15 protein-coding genes are annotated in these 17,899 nt (G+C 58.0%); all 15 read left to right on the plus strand.

From position 1 onward, the window contains the following. Window positions 1–276 precede the first annotated feature (276 nt). A complete protein-coding gene (gene hflX / locus C7459_RS04620; RefSeq protein WP_109687079.1) occupies window positions 277–1,650 on the plus strand; it encodes a GTPase HflX in 1,374 nt (457 codons plus the stop codon). Window positions 1,651–1,670: 20 nt separating this feature from the next. Continuing rightward, a complete protein-coding gene (locus C7459_RS04625) occupies window positions 1,671–2,486 on the plus strand; it encodes a DUF817 domain-containing protein (RefSeq protein WP_109686828.1) in 816 nt (271 codons plus the stop codon). A gap of 37 nt (window positions 2,487–2,523) precedes the next feature. Beyond that, window positions 2,524–3,792, plus strand: a complete 1,269-nt coding sequence (locus C7459_RS04630; protein ID WP_245884391.1) for a methionine gamma-lyase family protein — start codon at window positions 2,524–2,526, stop codon at window positions 3,790–3,792. Window positions 3,793–3,928: 136 nt separating this feature from the next. After that, window positions 3,929–4,363 carry a MerR family transcriptional regulator gene (locus tag C7459_RS04635; protein WP_109686830.1) on the plus strand — a complete coding sequence of 145 codons (435 nt, stop codon included), beginning with the start codon at window positions 3,929–3,931 and terminating at the stop codon, window positions 4,361–4,363. Between the two features lie 60 nt (window positions 4,364–4,423). Next, window positions 4,424–5,764: a type I glutamate--ammonia ligase gene (gene glnA / locus C7459_RS04640; RefSeq protein ID WP_109686832.1), complete on the plus strand. Its 1,341-nt coding sequence runs from the start codon at window positions 4,424–4,426 to the stop codon at window positions 5,762–5,764. Window positions 5,765–5,909: 145 nt separating this feature from the next. Next, window positions 5,910–7,871 (plus strand): SpoIID/LytB domain-containing protein, encoded by a 1,962-nt coding sequence (locus C7459_RS04645; protein WP_109686835.1) that lies wholly within the window; start codon window positions 5,910–5,912, stop codon window positions 7,869–7,871. Window positions 7,872–8,057: 186 nt separating this feature from the next. After that, complete coding sequence (locus tag C7459_RS04650) at window positions 8,058–8,570, plus strand: GNAT family N-acetyltransferase (protein ID WP_109686837.1); 513 nt, start codon at window positions 8,058–8,060, stop codon at window positions 8,568–8,570. Window positions 8,571–8,594: 24 nt separating this feature from the next. Next, a complete protein-coding gene (locus tag C7459_RS04655) occupies window positions 8,595–10,142 on the plus strand; it encodes a protein O-GlcNAcase (RefSeq protein ID WP_109686840.1) in 1,548 nt (515 codons plus the stop codon). Between the two features lie 75 nt (window positions 10,143–10,217). Then, the gene (locus C7459_RS04660; RefSeq protein WP_109686842.1) at window positions 10,218–10,952 is read left to right on the plus strand and encodes a GntR family transcriptional regulator; all 735 of its coding nucleotides are present in this window, start codon (window positions 10,218–10,220) and stop codon (window positions 10,950–10,952) included. A gap of 15 nt (window positions 10,953–10,967) precedes the next feature. Then, window positions 10,968–11,870 (plus strand): N-acetylglucosamine kinase, encoded by a 903-nt coding sequence (locus tag C7459_RS04665; RefSeq protein ID WP_109686844.1) that lies wholly within the window; start codon window positions 10,968–10,970, stop codon window positions 11,868–11,870. A gap of 20 nt (window positions 11,871–11,890) precedes the next feature. Next, window positions 11,891–12,802, plus strand: coding sequence for an N-acetylmuramic acid 6-phosphate etherase (gene murQ, locus C7459_RS04670; RefSeq protein ID WP_245884392.1), 912 nt, complete (start codon window positions 11,891–11,893; stop codon window positions 12,800–12,802). Next, complete coding sequence (locus C7459_RS04675) at window positions 12,792–14,420, plus strand: glycoside hydrolase family 3 protein (RefSeq protein ID WP_109686847.1); 1,629 nt, start codon at window positions 12,792–12,794, stop codon at window positions 14,418–14,420. Before murQ ends, C7459_RS04675 begins: the two co-directional genes overlap by 11 nt. Further along, window positions 14,417–15,583 carry an anhydro-N-acetylmuramic acid kinase gene (locus C7459_RS04680; RefSeq protein WP_109686849.1) on the plus strand — a complete coding sequence of 389 codons (1,167 nt, stop codon included), beginning with the start codon at window positions 14,417–14,419 and terminating at the stop codon, window positions 15,581–15,583. Before C7459_RS04675 ends, C7459_RS04680 begins: the two co-directional genes overlap by 4 nt. A 29-nt stretch (window positions 15,584–15,612) precedes the next feature. Beyond that, a complete protein-coding gene (locus C7459_RS04685) occupies window positions 15,613–16,929 on the plus strand; it encodes a sugar ABC transporter substrate-binding protein (protein WP_109686851.1) in 1,317 nt (438 codons plus the stop codon). 12 nt (window positions 16,930–16,941) lie between these two features. Then, window positions 16,942–17,895, plus strand: coding sequence for a carbohydrate ABC transporter permease (locus C7459_RS04690; RefSeq protein ID WP_245884393.1), 954 nt, complete (start codon window positions 16,942–16,944; stop codon window positions 17,893–17,895). The last annotated feature ends 4 nt before the right edge of the window (window positions 17,896–17,899 follow it).

Genomic DNA, 17,899 nt, shown 5'->3' on the forward strand with positions numbered 1-17,899 from the left:
GGGATTTATTAATTTAAGTGAGGGTTATTCAGATGTCTACTATCGACCCTTGCAAGTGAGTCGGTACTACGATGAATGATGGGTTGCGTACTTGGTCTTACTCGTACCAATGCCCATATCGGAAAACAAACGTCAGAGTAGCGCAACGGATTACAAGCAACTACACAAACAGAAAAATACTTCAGGTAGTGCTTTCATCAAACCACCGTATTGCACTTCATGATACCTACAGCCTCTATGTGGTAGAATAGGGAGGAAAGTTGAGGGGTGATGCACATGCATGAAATTCATGACAACCAAGGGCGCCCGGAGCGCGCAGTCCTCGTCGGGCTGAAGCTCTCGCGCCATGATGAAGAGATCTGGAAGATGGCATTTACCGAATTGTACGGTCTCGTCGAGACCGCAGGAGCGGACGTGGTCACCGAAGTGTTGCAGAACCGCGACCTGCCCGATTCGGCAACCTACATAGGCAAAGGCAAGCTGGCCGAATTGAAAGCGATCATTGAGGAACTGCAAATCGACTTGGTCGTGTTCGATTCGGAACTCTCGCCTAAGCATGTACGGAATTTGGAAAATGCGCTGCCGTGCCGGGTGCTCGACCGCACGCAGATCATCTTGGATATTTTTGCAATGCGCGCCAAAACCCGCGAAGGCAAGCTGCAGGTCGAACTCGCGCAGTTGCACTACCTGATGCCCCGACTCGCTGGACAGGGTTCGTCCATGTCGCGACTGGGTGGCGGGATCGGGACACGCGGACCAGGGGAAACCAAGCTGGAGACCGACCGCCGTCACATCCGGGGGCGCGTCTTGGAGCTGACTCGCCAGTTGGATGAAGTTCGCAAGCACCGCGAGTTGCACAAGAAACGCCGCAAAAAGCAGGAGATCCCGGTGATCGCCTTCGTGGGCTACACCAACGCCGGCAAGTCGACGCTGATGAAAGCGATCGTCGAGCGTTACGGCAGCGGCAACCGCGAAGTGGCAGAAGGCCGCAACCGCCTGTTCGACACGCTGGACACGACGACGCGGCAGGTGCAGTTGCCCGATGGGCAGACGGCAATTTTCTCCGATACGGTCGGGTTCATCCAGCAACTGCCGCACTCGTTGGTGCGCGCGTTCCGTTCGACGCTGGAGGAGACGGCGGAGGCCGATCTGATCGTACACGTGGTCGATGCCAGCCATTCGGGCTTTGACGTGCAGATGGCGACCGTATATGATGTGCTCCAAGAGTTGAAAGTGCTGGATCGACCGATTCTCACCGTGTTCAACAAGATCGATCTCGTGCCAGGGGAGTGGATCGGCAACGACCCGACTTCCACGGCGACAGTGCGCGTGTCGGCTGCCAAGGGTGACGGGCTGGACGTGCTCATGGAAAAAGCGAACGAACTTGCGGGCGTTCGCCACCTGCTGGTGACGGTTGAAGTTCCGTACCGTGAAGCGGCGATTATGGCGCAAGTACACCGTGAAGGCCGCATCCACGAAGAGGAGCATCGGGAAAACGGTACTTATATGAAGGCAGAGGTTCCGCAGAAGCTGTTGGACGACCTGCGTCCCTACTTCCTCAGTGAAGCGCAGGAGATCCTCCCGCCGAAGGAAACCAAGAAAATCTACTTCGACTTCACCACGCCACAAGCGGACGATATCTTGCACTAGACAACATGGAGGACGACAGGATGAACACAACTCGGCTGCGCAACGGCGTGTTGGATCTGGCGCATTTCACGTATCAAGAGGCGATGTCTTGTCTGTTCGCGGTGTTTATCTTCGGCATGTTAGCGATCTCGCACAAGTTGCAGATCCCCGGACTCCATCGCTATGACCTGCTGTTGATCGCCTGTCTGCTCATGCAAGTGCTGATGTACAAAACCGGTCTGGAGACCAAGGACGAAGTGAAAGTCATCGCCGTCTTTCACTTGATCGGTTTGGCATTGGAGCTGTTCAAGGTGCAGATGGGCTCATGGGCATACCCAGAACCGGCGTGGTCGAAGATCGCGGGCGTGCCGTTGTACAGCGGATTCATGTACGCAAGCGTCGCGAGCTATGTCTGCCAAGCATGGCGACGCTTGGACATGCAACTTTCCTATTACCCGAAGTGGTGGCTGGCGATGCCAGTCGCTGCGGCGGGCTATCTGAATTTTTTCACCCACCATTACATCGGGGACTACCGCTGGTGGATTCTGCTGGCAGTCGTCGTCGTATTCTGGCGCACGCGGGTGCTCTATCAAGTGCGAGGTCGCGTGCGCAGCATGCCGCTGGTGCTGGCGTTTTTTCTCGTCGGGCTGTTCATCTACTTCGGTGAGAACATCGCGACTTTCTACGGCGCGTGGCAATATCCAGACCAAAAACAGGGTTGGCATCTGGTCGACCTCAGCAAGATCAGTTCGTGGTTCCTGTTGATCATCGTCGAGGGCATCCTCGTGGCGCAAATGAAGCGTGTGAAAGCTAACTTGACGCACGAAGAAGCCAAGCGGCAGACGAGTGCGGCCTAAGGCCAGAATTGTATCTACCAGATAGGAGCGACTTGACTTGTCTTTATTGAACTTACTGCACGACCCTGCATGGACAGCGCTGGCTGCCCAGATTGAAACCAAGATCTCCGACCAATTCCGTCACATCGAGGATGTGGCGCTGTACAACCAAGCCAAAGTCCTACAAGCCTTCCAAGCGGAAAAAGTCGCCGATTTCCACTTCGCCTCGTCGACAGGCTACGGCCACAACGATGCAGGCCGCGAAACGTTGGAAGTCGTCTATGCCAAGACGTTCGGCGCAGAGTCTGCACTGGTGCGCCCGCACATCGTCTCGGGAACGCACGCGATCTCGCTCGCGCTCTATGGCGTGCTTCGCCCAGGCGACGAATTGCTGTACATCAGCGGCAAACCCTATGACACGCTGGAGGAAGTGATCGGCGTGCGCGGGGAAGCGGGTGAAGGTTCGTTGCGCGAGTTCGGCGTGTCGTTCGATTGTGTGCCGCTGAAAGAGTCGGGCAAGGTCAACTACGAGGAAGTCGCGCGCAAGATCAAGCCGAACACCAAGATGATCGGCATCCAGCGTTCGGCAGGCTACTCGTGGCGATCCTCGTTCACGGTCGAGGAGATCGGGGAGATGGTGAAGTTTGTGAAGGAGCTCAAGCCGGATGTCGTCGTGTTTGTCGACAACTGCTATGGTGAATTCACGGAAAAAACCGAACCGACCGAAGTCGGCGCTGACCTCGTCGTCGGGTCGCTGATCAAAAACCCTGGCGGCGGCCTCGCACCGAGCGGGGGCTACGTGGTGGGTCGAGCTGATCTCGTACACCGTGCCGCCTGCCGCCTGACCTCGCCAGGCATCGCGGCCGAGCAAGGGGCGATGCTTGGCACCAACCGGGCGCTGTTCCAAGGCTTTTTCCTCGCGCCGCATGTTGTTGGCGAAGCGCTAAAAGGCGCGGTTTTTGCCGCCGCGCTTTTTGAAGAGTTGGGCATGGTCACCCATCCGTCCGCTGTCGAGCGCCGCACCGACATCATCCAAGCGGTCAAACTCGGAACCAAGGAACGCCTGATCGGGTTCTGCCAGTCGATCCAGTCGGCTGCACCCGTCGATTCGCATGTCAACTTAGAACCGTGGGCGATGCCGGGCTATGCGGATGAAGTGATCATGGCAGCAGGTGCGTTCATCCAAGGCTCGTCGATCGAACTTTCGGCCGACGGCCCGATCCGCGAACCGTTCATCGGCTATATGCAAGGCGGCCTGACCTACCAGCACACCAAGATCGCGGTGTTGTCTGCTGTTGCCAATTTAAAAGCGGCGGGCCACCTATAGCAGGGGAAAAAAGACCAAGTGGGGCGACCAACTTGGTCTTTTTTCAAAAAGTGATGTCAACTTAGCTCACACGTGTTGACAGATATTCAGGACACAGCATATACTGGGAGTAGCTTAGAGAGAGGCGCTGGTGTGGATGAATGATCAGATCCGACGCAACCTCGCCCTGTTTCCAATCGGGATCGTCCAGAAGCTGACCGACCTCACCGCCCGTCAGATCCGCTACTACGAGCAACATCAGCTCGTCTACCCGGCACGGACGGAAGGCAACCAACGACTGTATTCCTTCAACGATGTGGAGCGGCTGCTGGAGGTCAAGAAGCTGATCGAGCAGGGGTTGAACATCGCGGGGATTAAGACAGTATTGGGTACGGCGAAGACAGCTTCCGAATTGCTGCCGATCAGTGAAAAGGAACAAGCTAAGATGGTCAAGGAGGTCAAGCGCGACCTGTCTGACCGAGAACTTCGCGATCTGTTGAAAAAGGAAATCCTGCATACGCACAAGCCAGGCCTGAAGGGCATGCAGCACAACTCCTTCAACGCCGGCGACCTGTCGCGGTTTTTCCACTAATATACAAAGAACCACCGCCCGCCGGTTAGAGGGGTGGGGTCGAGGAGGAACAGAAACCACATGAAGCGCGATTACACCGTGGAAGACATCCAACGTCTGGCGAAGGAAGAGAACGTTCGTTACATCCGTCTGCAGTTCACTGACCTGCTGGGCGTTATCAAAAATGTAGAGATTCCGGTCTCCCAGCTCGACAAGGCTCTCGATAACAAGATGATGTTCGACGGCTCCTCCATCGATGGATTCGTTCGCATCGAAGAATCCGACATGTACCTCTACCCGGACCTCTCCACCTGGCTCGTGTTCCCGTGGGAAACCGAAAAGGGCTGGAAAGTGGCTCGCCTGATCTGTGACATCTACATGCCGGATGGCACCCCGTTCGCGGGCGACCCGCGCGGCGTGTTGAAAAAAGCGATGAACGAAATGCGCGCACTTGGTTTCTCCGAGTTCAACGTCGGCCCGGAGCCGGAGTTCTTCCTGTTCAAGCTCGATGAAAAAGGCAACGTCACCACCGAAGTCAATGACAAAGGCGGCTACTTCGACCTCGCGCCGGTCGACGAAGGCGAAAACTGCCGTCGTGAGATCGTGCTGGTCCTCGAAGAGATGGGCTTTGAAATCGAAGCGTCTCACCACGAAGTTGCAGTCGGTCAACATGAGATCGACTTCAAATACTCGGATGCTGTCACCGCAGCAGACAACATCATGACCTTCAAACTGGTTGTCAAAACCATCGCTCGCAAACACGGCCTGCATGCAACCTTCATGCCGAAACCGATCTTTGGCATCAACGGCTCTGGCATGCACTGCCACCAATCCTTGTTCATCAAGGGCGAGAACGCGTTCTACGATGAGTCGGATGAACTCGGCCTCTCCAAAACCGCGAAGCACTACCTGGCGGGTATCCTCGCACACGCTCGTTCGTTTGCAGCGATCACCAACCCGACCGTCAACTCCTACAAGCGCCTCGTACCGGGCTACGAAGCACCGTGCTACATCGCATGGTCTGCGAAAAACCGCTCGCCGCTCGTGCGCATCCCGGCCTCCCGTGGCATGGGTACCCGCGTCGAAGTCCGCAACCCGGACCCGGCTTGCAACCCGTACTTGGCACTGGCTGCAATGCTCCAATCCGGTCTGGACGGCATCAAGCGCGAATTGCCGCTGGCAGAAGCTGTCAACCGCAACATCTACGTGATGAACGAAGAAGAGCGTCTGGAAAACGGCATCCTCTCGCTGCCGGCTTCCCTCAAGGAAGCGATCGACGAGCTGATCTCTGACGAACTGCTCGTTGCAGCACTTGGTGAGCACGCGGTTACGCACTTCGTCGAAGCGAAGCAAATCGAATGGGATATGTTCCGCACGGCCGTTCACGAGTGGGAACGCGATCAGTACCTGACCACTTACTAAGAAGTAGTGAATACGGAGAGAACCTCGCTTCCCTGGGCGAGGTTCTTTTTTTATGCCCACAGCAGGAATTATCAGACTTTTGGCGAAATAAGGAAAGTGGTATAGACCACTTTTATACCAATAGATAAAAGGGAGGGGAAATGGCATGACAAAGGGAATGAAGATTTTGACCGTGTTCCTGATGATGTTTGCACTCTTGTTCCCGAGTAATGGGGCGTGGGCTGCGAACGACAACAAGGTGATGGACAGCATAGAGCATGCTCTGGTCGTCAGCGCAATACTGGAAGGCCCGAGCTGGTACTACACGGTGATCACAGGTGGGCAGGCGATGTCTTACTACACGGAGAACAAATCGTTTGTCGCCACACCAGGGCAGTATGTGAACTTCAAGGCGAAGGATGGTCGGATCGTCGATTTCCGTGGCGAAGCGGTGACCGCCCCGTATTACCATGAGAAGATCATGGCGAAGGACACAGCCAAGCGCGTGATCGATCTCGAACTGCACGGATCGATCCAGCTCGCCAGCTCGTATGCGGTGTTTCGCCTCGTCGAGGGGGGGCAAACGGTTCCACAATCGTTGAAAGACATCGCGGTCGGCGTAGAGAATGTAAGCGTTTTCTACGATGAACAGGAAAAAGCGACCGTGTTGCTGCTGGAAGGCAAGACGCCTGTACAGACGATGCGCGTGGGGATCAACAACTCCGGGTTTGCCTCGCTTGATCACAGCCGTCTGGACTTCGCGTCCGCAGGTGGCCTGCAAGTCGTGGACAAAAAAGCAAACTGGAGCTACGATGTCGCCTCCAACACGACCGTTGCGCTCGTGCCGGGCGTCGACGGCACCCATGTGTCGGTAGCGGGCCAAGACCTCTACACCTCGCCGAACCGTCTGTATGTGTACCCGGCAGATGTTGCGATGCCGGTGCAGATCATGACCTTCAAGCGTGCGTATGGGTATCCGCTGTACCGTGGATTCTTTGAAATCACCCCAGCGGCAACTGCAGGCAAGTTGGCTCTGGTCAACGAAGTGCAGATCGAGGACTACCTGCGCCAAGTCGTACCGAGCGAAATGCCGGCCTCGTTCGGCCTCGAAGCGCTCAAGGCACAAAGCGTTGCCGCGCGCACCTATGCGCTGGGCGACTATGAAAGCAACCGCTATGCGACGAAGGGCTTCCACGTCGATGACTCGACGTTGAGCCAAGTGTACAACAACAGCGCGGAGAACGCGTTGACCTCGCAGGCTGTCTCTGAAACGAGCGGACTCGTGATGAAGAGCGGCGATGCGCTGGTCGATGCTCGCTACTACTCGACTTCGGGTGGTTATGGCGCGGCGAAACACGAAGTTTGGGCGGATGGCAACGGAGCTTTCCCAGGCGTGCCGATCGGCTACCTCAATGCCAAAAGCTACGTGTACGACCCGAACGCAGCGGGCGAGTTGCTCAACCTGAACACGCAGGATGAAGCAGCGCTGAATGCGTTCTACAAAGACCTCTCGCTCAAAGGCTACGATTCTGAGTCGTACTACTTCCGTTGGAAAGTCGCGTTCTCCCGCACCGAGTTGGAGAACACGATCAACAAAAACCTCGCAGGTCGCTACCAAGCGGACCCGACGGCAATTCTGACCCAAGACGCGAGCGGGCAGTTCGTCTCGAAGCCGATCCCGGCCACTGGCGTCGGCACGGTCCGCAACCTCTCCGTCAGCAAGCGTGGGGCGGGCGGCAACATGATGGAATTGGTCGTGGAAACCAGCACGGGCACGTACAAGATCGTGAAGGAGTACAACATCCGCTTCACGGTGCGTCCCAGCAACCTCTACACCGGGGGCAAGGATGTCCTGCTGTCCCGTGCCAAGGGCGGTGCTACTGCGTATGATCCGAATTTCGTGCTGAAGAACTACACGATCCTCCCGTCCGCGTTTGCCACGTTTGACCTCGCGCGCGACGCAGCCGGCAACCTGACCTCCGTCACGTTCTTTGGCGGCGGCAATGGTCACGGTGTGGGGATGAGCCAATACGGGGCCTCCAGCCTCGGACTCTCGGGCTGGTCGTATGATCGGATCTTGAACGCGTACTACAGCGGTATGTCGTTGGTGAACGTGTACGAGATGTAAGGAGGTACGAAGGAGTCGGACGAGGAAAAACCACGGGGCACGCAGCCGTGGTTTTTTTTCGTATACTCTTCCTGCAAAGTCTCTTCGAGATGAGGGGGGAGGGATCGGCGAGAGGGGCTTCTCATGTTCCGTGGAACTGGTAAAATAGGAAGTGTTTAACTTACCAGTAGCTTGGGAGGGATCTGTTTGTCGCACGAATGGGTGGTTACAGAACTCCAACATCCGAGGGAGCAGGACGTAACGGAGCTCGCGGAGTTACTCTGCGTCGTGGTGGAGGAGGGGGCTTCGGTGGGGTTTTTACCACCGCTGCGTGCAGCAGAAGCGCTCGCGTACTGGAAGGGGGTCTGGGCTCCCCATGTCAAGGTCTGGACTGTCTCTCGAAACGAGCGAATCGTGGGAACTGTGCAACTAGATCTGTGTCAGAAACCAAACGGCAGCCATCGGGCTGAGATCGCAAAATTGATGGTACACCCGGCGTCCAGAGGCCAAGGCATTGCGCGAGCCTTGATGAAGGTAGCCGAGGCTTGTGCAGTCGCTGACGGTCGAACGTTGCTGGTATTGGATACGCGTGCGGGGGACCCATCGAATTTGCTGTATCAATCCCTCAACTATATCGAGGCTGGACGAATCCCCGAGTATGCACGATCTGCAGACGGGGAGCTGCACGCGACCGTTTTCTATTACAAGCGCTTGTCCTGACAAACTTGAAATAAGGAGGCGAGCTTGATAAAAACTACAACGAAGCTCTTTCTAGGGCTCGGATTCGTCCTGTTGGCCGGGGTCACAGGGGCTGTTGTTTATGGCAATGGACTGTGGAAAGCCACGTCGCACTCCACAGTCCAGCCGCCGACAGTCGTTCCCGCGCCACAACAGACAGCCCTGCCGCCGACCGTCGATCCCGCTGCGCAGAGCTCAACTGCCTTTGCCATTCGCGGTGTGATTGAAGGCTTCTATGGGCAGCCGTGGTCACAGGAGCAACGGCTTGACATGTTGTCATTCATGAGCGAACACCACCTGAACACCTACGTCTACGCGCCCAAGGATGACCCCTACCAACGCTTGCGTTGGGGAGATCCCTACCCTGCAACAGAAGCCTCCCGCATGGCGGCACTTGCCAAGCGTGCAAATGAGGTCGGCGTGAAGTTCGTTTATTCGATTTCACCGGGGTTGCCTGCGCCGTTGCCAGGGCAGGTCCTAACTGCCGAGATGGAGCGGGCGGCGATCACCTGTTCGGCACCTGCTGACCGCGCCAAGTTGGCGGCAAAAGTGGAGCAGATGCGTGGATTCGGTGTGCACACCGTCTTGTTGTCGTTTGACGATGTGCAGGAACGGTTGCAACCTGCTGATCAGGAAGCATACGGCGGCGACTTGGCGCGGGCGCACGCGGAGCTGGCGAATTGGCTTTTGAAAAAAGGCCGCGAGCGCGACCCGCAATTCATGCTATGGTTTGCCCCGACCACATACTATGGATTGCAGGACAATCCCTACTGGCAGACGATGCGCACCACGCTCGATCCACAAGTGCCGGTGATCTGGACAGGGGAGCAGATCCTCTCTCCGCGCATCACGGTGGCACAAGCGGATGCGGCAGCTACCTTGCTTGGACGACAGCCACTGGTATGGGATAACTATCCAGTCAACGATTTCACCTATGCGATCAAAAAGAAACCGGAACTGTTTCTCGGCCCGCTTGAAGGTCGCGATCCCGAACTCGGCACGCACACCGCAGGGTTGCTTTCCAACCCGATGCTCCAACCGGAAGCGTCAAAAATTGCCCTCGCGACGATCGGTGATTATCTCGACCATCCGAATACCTATCGCCCGGAGGTTGCATGGGCAACGGCCGTGCAGGAAGTGGTAGGCGGAGGCGCGTTCGAACCGCTGTTGACGTTCGCCAAGTATGCGGTCAAAAGTCCTGTCCACACGGCGGGCAACCCCGATTTTGCCAAAAAAGTCGCGGCGTATCAAGCGAATCACGCAGATGTCGCACCGCTGCGGGCCGAACTGGAAACCTTGCGCGACCTCCCGCAAGAGGTCCACGCGACCGTGGAGAATCAGGCATTGCTCGCGGAGATCGACCCGTGGCTGAACAAACTCGCCGCCGAGGGAGTGGCCGGATTGCTCGCGCTCGACTTGGCGCAAAAGGGGGCGAACGACCCTGCGCATGCCGACCTGCGCCGCCAACTGGATGCAAAACTGCGGACGCTCGCCGGGGACCCGACGACGATTGGTTCTGAAGTCTACGAGTTTGCAAAATCAATCGAAAAATGACAGCACACAGGCAGGATAAGGTTGAATGGTTGCGAATATATAGTGGTATAGACCTCTATAACTTAGGTGAAGCAGATGCTAAACAAACACATACCAATCCCGCTCTACTATCAATTAAAAGAAAAACTATCTGCCGCCATCCTGCAAGGTGAATTGCCGCCCGGTGCGTTGTTGCCCTCGGAGCGTGAATTGTCAGACCACTATGAGATCTCCCGCATGACTGTGCGGCAGGCCCTTGGTGAGATGGTGAAGGAAGGGCTGCTCGTCCGCGAACAAGGCAAGGGGACTTTTGTCGCCGAGCCGAAAATCGCCCAAGGGTTGCTCAAACTCACCTCATTTAGCGAGGACATGCGCAGTCGCGGGCTCAAGCCCGATTCGCAAGTTCGCGCCGTATACGTGCAGAACGCAAACGCCCATGTGGCGTCTGCGCTCCGCTTGAGTCGAAGTGGTGAGAGCCAACAGGTGATCATCTACGAGCGCGTCAGGCTCGCCGACCAGAAACCGATGGCGTATGAGATTTCCCACCTCCCGTTGCGTCGATTCCCGGAGTTGGAGCACGAGACGTTGCACTCCGCGTCGCTCTACACCTTGTTAGAGGAGAAGTACGGACTGACGATCCGCTATGCCCGTCAGACCATCGAAGTCGGGCTCTCTCGACCGGCAGAGTCGGAGATCCTCGGCATCCCGGTCGGATCGGCGATCTTGTTGATCGAACGGACGACTTTTGATGTGGATGACGAACCGATCGAGTTCGTCAAGTCGGTCTATCGCGGTGACCGGTACAAACTCTACGCCGAGTTGCACCGCTAGGAGGTCGAGCGAGAGATGCAGGTCTACATTGGCATCGACGGTGGCGGGACGAAGACCCGCACAGTCGTTTTTACAGAACAAGGCACGCAACTGCATGACTTGACCACCGCAGGATGCAACATCAACCACCACGGCTGGTCTGGGGCGGAGGCGTCCTTGCGCGAGTTGTTTGATCAGTTGCGCGCAACCTTGCCACCCACAGCACAAGTGGCGGCGATCTGTCTCGGGCTCGCGGGGATCGACCGCGAACCTGAGCGGTTGCGCATGGAATTCTGGGTTGCAAATCAGTGGCCAGAGGCAGCGGTGCGTGTCGTCCATGATGCGTTGATCGCACTGGCGGCGGGTACTGAGCAACGAGAAGGCATCGTGTTGATCGCAGGCACAGGCTCTGTCGCCTATGGGCGCAATGCGGCCGGCGTGGAAGCGCGCGTCGGCGGGTGGGGCTACCTGCTCGGTGACGAAGGCAGCGGTTATGACATCGGTCGACGAGCGTTGACCGCTGTCTTGCGCCAGAACGATGGGCGCGATCCACAGACGGCGCTGACCGAACTCGTGTTGAACAGCTACGGGCTGCGCGAGCCAACGGAGTTGATCCCGCTCGTGTATGGAGAGGCTGCCTCCCGGGAGCAAGTGGCACGGGCGGCGCATCTCGTGTTCGAGGCGGCTGCGAGTGGAGACGCGGTGGCACTTTCCTTGCTGGCCTATGCAGCAGGGGAACTTGCGGCTCACGTCGTCGCGCTATTGCAAAAAATGAACTTCACGGCTCAGCGCATCCCTGTCGTGTTAGCGGGTGGGTTGTTTTTTGCCGAAAGTCCATTGCGCGGGCTGTTGGCAACCGCCCTGCCCGATCACATTGAATTGCGGCTTGGGCAGCCCCCTGTGTTTGGCGCGTTGCGCTTGGCACAGGCGGGCAGGTAAGAAAGGAGTCGTCGCACAGCGTGGAATCGATAGCAAAATTGGCAACAGAACAGACCAACGCGCAGTCGGACACTCTCGACCGCATGTCGGCACTGGAGATCGTCCAGTTGATGAACGGCGAGGATCGCACGGTGGCGGAGGCGGTGGCACAGGAAGTGCCGCGCATCGCGGCGGCCGTCGATCAGATCGCGGACAGACTTCGGCGCGGTGGGCGACTGCTGTATCTAGGAGCTGGCACCAGCGGTCGCCTCGGAGTCCTCGATGCCTCGGAATGCCCGCCAACGTTTGGCATTGAGGCAGACCTTGTCGTGGGTGTCGTGGCAGGCGGACCTGATGCAGTGGTCGAAGCGCGAGAGGGAGCAGAGGACGACTCGGATGCAGGGGCAACGGATTTGCAAAGCCATCGCTTGACCGCTGCGGACATCGTGGTCGGTCTGAGCGCCAGTGGCCGCACACCTTATGTCGCAGGCGGGCTCCGCTACGCCAAGCAGGTCGGTGCTGGAACGGTCGCGCTCTCCTGCAACCAAGGTGCGGAGATCAGCGCGTTGGCAGAGGTCGCGATTGAAGTGTCGACGGGCCCGGAAGTGCTGATGGGATCGACCCGGCTCAAAGCGGGCACAGCACAGAAAATGGTGTTGAACATGTTGAGCACCGCTGTGATGGTTCGCTTGGGCAAGGCATACGGCAATCTGATGATCGACGTGAAGCCGACCAACGTCAAATTGGTCGACCGGGCGTGCCGGATGTTGATGACGGCGGCGGGTGTGGAGTATGAAACCGCATCGGCAGCGCTCCAAGCATCTGGTCGTCGGGCCAAAGTCGCGCTGGTGATGTTGAAGACTTCTTGCAGTGTCGACGAAGCCGAACGACGTTTGCAAGCGGCGGACGGATTTGCACGCGCCGCCATCGAGGAGGGATCGCATGACGCCTAAAACGGATCTGTCCGCGCTCAGTGTACGCCAGCAGATCGGCCAGACGATGATGTTCGGCTTCCACGGCACGGAGCCGTCGCCGGAGATCACGCGTTTGATCGCTGAGCACCACATCGGTGGTGTGATCCTGTTCGCCCGCAACGTGGGACGTCCAGAGGATGTGTTGCGGCTGAACGTCGCGTTGCAAAAAATCGCCTACGAAGCTGGTCACCCGTTGCCACTTTTGATCTCCGTCGACCAAGAGAACGGCATCGTGCGCCGCCTCGGGGCAGGCACGACGCTTTTTCCCGGCAACATGGCTTTGGGGGCGGCGGGTCGAGCGCAGTGGGTTCGCGAAGTTTCGGAAGCCACCGGGCGGGAACTGCGCGCGCTGGGCTTCAATTTCAATCTCGCACCGGTGCTCGATGTCAACAACAACCCACACAACCCGGTGATCGGAGTTCGCGCGTATGGGCAAGACCCGCAACGTGTCGGCGAGTACGGGGTGGAAGCGATCTGCGGGTTGCAAGCGGCCGGTCTAGCAGCTTGTGGGAAACACTTCCCTGGACACGGCGATACCTCGCTGGATTCGCACCTCACACTGCCGCTGATCCCGCATGACCGGGCGCGACTCGATGCCGTAGAGTTACCTCCCTTCATGAAAGCGATTACAGCAGGAGTTGACGCGCTCATGATCGCGCATGTCGTCTTCCCCGAGTTTGAGCCAGATGCCACGCCAGCCACGCTGTCACACCGCGTAATCACTGAATTGTTGCGCGAGGAACTGGGCTATCGCGGTGTGATCACGACCGACTGCATGGAGATGCATGCGATCGCGAAGACGATCGGCACGGTGGAGGGCACGTATCGCGCCTTCCTCGCCGGAGTCGATCTCTCGTTTCTCTCGCACACGCATGAGTGGCAGGAGCAGACGATTGAGCGCTTCGTGCGCGGTTTCGAGGAAGGTGAGATCTCCGCGCAACGCTTGCAGGATTCGGTGCGCCGCATCCTCGCGTTGAAGGAGCGGTATACGAGTTGGGATGATTGGTTACCGCTGTTCGACCAGCCCGATTTGCAACCAGATCCGGTGGTGGGCTGTGAGGAGCATCGGCAGTTGGCGCGCTCTGTGTATGAGGCGGCGGTCACGTTGACTGCGCAGCGTCCAGGTGCCCTGCCGTTGCAAATTGAAGCGGAGGACCGTGTAGCGGTCGTCTACCTGCGCAACGTCTCGCTCTCGCCCGTCGAGGATGATCGCTATCTGATCAACCCGCTGGCAACCGCCATCGAGAGCCAACATCCAAACATCGTGCGTGTGGAACTATCGAACCCGCCAACTGCACAGGAGATCGCGCAGGCTGTCGAAGTGGCGGCCGCGTGTCGGGCGGTCGTCGTCGGCACCTCGAATGCGCACCTCTCCCCAGTACAGACCGAGCTGTTGCGCCAATTGGAGGCATTGCCGCTCCAACGGGTGGTCATCTCGATGCGGGCTCCCTACGACCTCGCCGTCTGCACCAACCTCGACGCTCACATCGCGGTGTATGAATTTACACCGGCGGGTATCGAAGTAGCGGCGGAGGCGCTTTTTGGCAAACGCAAGCTGGTAGGGCACCTGCCGATCGCGTTGGAGGTCGCCCAATGAGCGGGATCATCTGTATCGGTTTGATGTCTGGCACCTCGGTCGACGGCGTAGACGTTGCGATTACCACGATCTCCGGGGAGCCTCCGCACGTAAGCGTGCAACTGGACTACTTCGAGACGGTGCCGTTCTCAGCGGAGGTGCGCACACGCATCTTTCGGCTTTTTGAGCAAAGCGTCACAGCGGCTGAAGTTTCGCAGATGAACGTTTTGCTCGGGCATGTGTTTGCAGATGCGGTTCTACAAGTCGTGAACAACGCAGGGGTAGACATAACAAATGTTATGTTCATCTCCTCGCACGGCCAGACCGTCTACCACCACCCGATCGCCGAGGAGATCGCAGGATACGCCGTGACCTCCACGCTACAGATCGGGGAGGCGGCAGTGATCGTGGAAAAAACCGGCCGACCTGTCGTCGCCGATTTTCGCGTGCGCGACATGGCGGCCGGTGGGCAAGGGGCGCCGTTGGTGCCTTTTGTGGATGCGTTGTTGTTTGCGCATCCCGAGCGTGGGCGCATCCTCGCCAATGTGGGGGGGATCGCCAACTTGACCGTGTTGCCGCGTGGGGCTGCTGCAGAGCAAACGCTGGCATTTGACACCGGGCCTGGCAACATGATCATCGACGGGCTGGTTACCCGTTTCACGGACGGTCGTCTGCGTTACGACGAGGACGGTCGGATGGCGTCGGCTGGGCAGGTTTTGGAGGACTACTTGGCGACGTGGCTGCGGATGCCCTTTTTCCAAGCACAACCTCCGAAGTCGACGGGACGTGAACTGTTCGGTGAGCAGATGGTCGAACAGTGGTGGCGTGACGCACAGGAGCAGGGGTTTGCCCCCGAGGATGTGATCGCCACCGCGACTGCCTTCACCGTGCGCTCGTTCGCCCGTGCGATTCAAGCGTTTGTCTTGCCGCACCATGCCATCGACGAAATGATCGTCGGCGGGGGCGGTTCGTATAACCCGGTGATGCTCGACGGACTGCGCCGCGAGTTGCCCGCATTGACGGTGCTGACCCAAGACCAAGCCACCGGCATCCCGAGCTCTGCCAAGGAAGCGGTCGCATTTGCCGTGCTCGGGTATGAAACCTATTATCGCAGACCCAGCAACCTGCCTGCCGCCACCGGTGCCAAGCGCCCGGTCGTGCTCGGCAAGATCACCTGGGACTGAGATCTACACACTGAGGAGGAATCCATTTTATGAACTACACGAAGACCTTGGCCGTTCTCGCCACCGCATCGATTCTCGCCGTCACCGTGACGGGCTGTAGCAAAGACACCACCGCCACGCAGGAGACCGCCTCCAATTGGACGGGCAAGATCACGATCTGGGATGGCCCGCGTTGGGAGGAGAACGCCAACAAGTACGCGTGGATCGAGTCGCAGAAAAAAGCCTTCGAGACCTCACATCCAGGGGTTACGGTTGAGATTGTCCAAGTGCCTTGGGCGGAGCTGAATGACAAGCTCGGCGTCTCCATCGCAGGGAAGGCCTGGCCGGATCTCGCACCGGTCGACATCTCCGGCAACGGCGTCAACCCGACCTTCGTCAAGCAAAAAGTTCTGGAGCCGGTCGATGAGTTTATCACCGCCGATGAGAAAAAAGACTTCCTGCCTAATGCCATCAGCGCTTGGACGCAGGATGGCAAGCTTTACGGCCTGCCGCTCGGCATGACCGTTCACGGCATGTTGCTCAACCTCGACCTCTTCAAGGAGCGCAACGTCGAGCCGCCGAAGGATGGGCAATGGACGTGGGATGAATTTGTCGCCGACATGAAAAAACTGACCTATGACAAAGACGGCGATGGCAAGACCGATGTCTACGGCCTCTCCACCTATGTCAAAAACGGGTACTACGAATCCTGGCCGTTCCTCTATATGGATGGCGGACGCCCGCTGTCGGACGACATGAGCAAGTTTACGTTTGACTCCAAAGAAGCGACGGGCGCGATGAAGAAACTGGCAGATCTCAAAACGCTTCCGGTAGCTCCGAAGGAGATGGGCTCCGGCGATGTCGGCGGCACGTGGAAAGCCTTCTCTGCACAGAAAAACGTCGCAGTGGAACCATGGGCGACGTGGGCGATCTCGGCTGCACAAAAAGCCAAGATGTCCAACTTCATGGTCGCTGCCTACCCGACAGGCTCTGGCAAGCCGGTGACGATCGGTGGCGTGGGTGGTTGGATGATGTTCCACCAAGAGGATGCTGGCAAGAAAAAGGTGCTCGCCGATCTGATGAAGCAACTCACTTCGAAGGATCAGCAAGTCGTCACCGCGAAAAACTACGGCACGTTCCCGACCCGCCAATCGGCAGTCGACGCGAATCCGTTTGGAGAAAACCTGCAAATGCAACAAGCGCAAAAACTCACCCAAAACGCTGTGATGGTGCCCAAGCATCAACAATGGAAAAAGATCGATGAAGCGATCCAGTCGCAGCTCCAACTCGTTCTGAACGGAGAGAAATCCCCAGAGGACGCGATGAAGGAAGCGAAAAAGACTGCCGATGAACTGCTCTCGAAATAGGGAGGTACTGCTGTGAGTTCCCCGCACGCGACCAAATCCCACCTCGATGCACAAGCGACGACCCAGCCCGCCACGCGGCGGCGGTCGTCGCTCCTGCGCGAGATGTGGAAACAACGAGCCGCCTATCTGTTTCTGATGCCCAAGCTGATCCTGTTCACCGCCTTCATCCTCATCCCGATCATCTGGGCGTTCGTGCTCGCGTTTCAGGAGTATGGGGTGTTCGGCAGTGAGTGGGTAGGTCTGAAAAACTTCGAGTCGGTCGCCAAAAGCGAATTGTTCCGCAGTGCGCTGTGGAACACCTTGCAGTACACGGTGGTCACCGTGCCGTTGCAAGTGCTGATCGCCTTGGGGCTGGCGACTTTGATTCATCCGCTCGGACGACTCGGCCAGAGCTTTTTCCGAGGCGCGTTCTACCTGCCGACCGTGACCTCGATGGTCATCATCGCGATGGTCTGGCGCTGGGTGTACAACTACCGGTACGGACTCTTCAACTACATGCTCAGCATCTTCGGCCTGCCTACACCGGACTGGCTCAACCAGTCCAGCACGGCACTGTGGGCGCTGATCATCATGAGCGTCCTGATCCCGCCGGGAGTTGGAATCATCATGTACTTGGCGGCGATGGGCTCGATCCCTGAGCAGCTGTACGAAGCGGCGGAGATCGACGGAGCCAACGGGTTCCAACGCTGGTGGCGGATTACCGTGCCGCTGTTGAAACCGACGACGTTGTACCTGACGATGCTGTCGCTGATCGGCTCGTTCCAAGTGTTCACGCAGATCCTGCTGATGACTGGTGGCGGTCCAGGGCACGCCACGGAGACGTTGGTGTCCTTGGTCTACAAAACCGCGTTCCGCGACTTGGAGTTTGGGCTGGCCTCCGCACAGGCGATCGTGCTGTTCGTGATCACGCTGCTGTTCGGTATCGCACAATACTGGCTGCTCTACCGCAAGGCGGAAGAAGACTAGGAGG

The sequence above is a fragment of the Tumebacillus permanentifrigoris genome (assembly GCF_003148565.1).
In the GTDB taxonomy this organism is placed as follows: domain Bacteria; phylum Bacillota; class Bacilli; order Tumebacillales; family Tumebacillaceae; genus Tumebacillus; species Tumebacillus permanentifrigoris.

Bases quoted from the DNA above. Each gene is read 5' to 3' on its own strand.
- C7459_RS04645 (WP_109686835.1), top strand. From the start codon at position 5,910: ATGACAAAGGGAATGAAGATTTTGACCGTGTTCCTGATGATGTTTGCA.
- hflX (WP_109687079.1), top strand. From the start codon at position 277: ATGCATGAAATTCATGACAACCAAGGGCGCCCGGAGCGCGCAGTCCTC.
- C7459_RS04665 (WP_109686844.1), top strand. From the start codon at position 10,968: ATGCAGGTCTACATTGGCATCGACGGTGGCGGGACGAAGACCCGCACA.
- glnA (WP_109686832.1), top strand. From the start codon at position 4,424: ATGAAGCGCGATTACACCGTGGAAGACATCCAACGTCTGGCGAAGGAA.
- C7459_RS04625 (WP_109686828.1), top strand. From the start codon at position 1,671: ATGAACACAACTCGGCTGCGCAACGGCGTGTTGGATCTGGCGCATTTC.
- C7459_RS04660 (WP_109686842.1), top strand. From the start codon at position 10,218: ATGCTAAACAAACACATACCAATCCCGCTCTACTATCAATTAAAAGAA.
- C7459_RS04635 (WP_109686830.1), top strand. From the start codon at position 3,929: ATGAATGATCAGATCCGACGCAACCTCGCCCTGTTTCCAATCGGGATC.
- C7459_RS04675 (WP_109686847.1), top strand. From the start codon at position 12,792: ATGACGCCTAAAACGGATCTGTCCGCGCTCAGTGTACGCCAGCAGATC.
- C7459_RS04680 (WP_109686849.1), top strand. From the start codon at position 14,417: ATGAGCGGGATCATCTGTATCGGTTTGATGTCTGGCACCTCGGTCGAC.
- C7459_RS04685 (WP_109686851.1), top strand. From the start codon at position 15,613: ATGAACTACACGAAGACCTTGGCCGTTCTCGCCACCGCATCGATTCTC.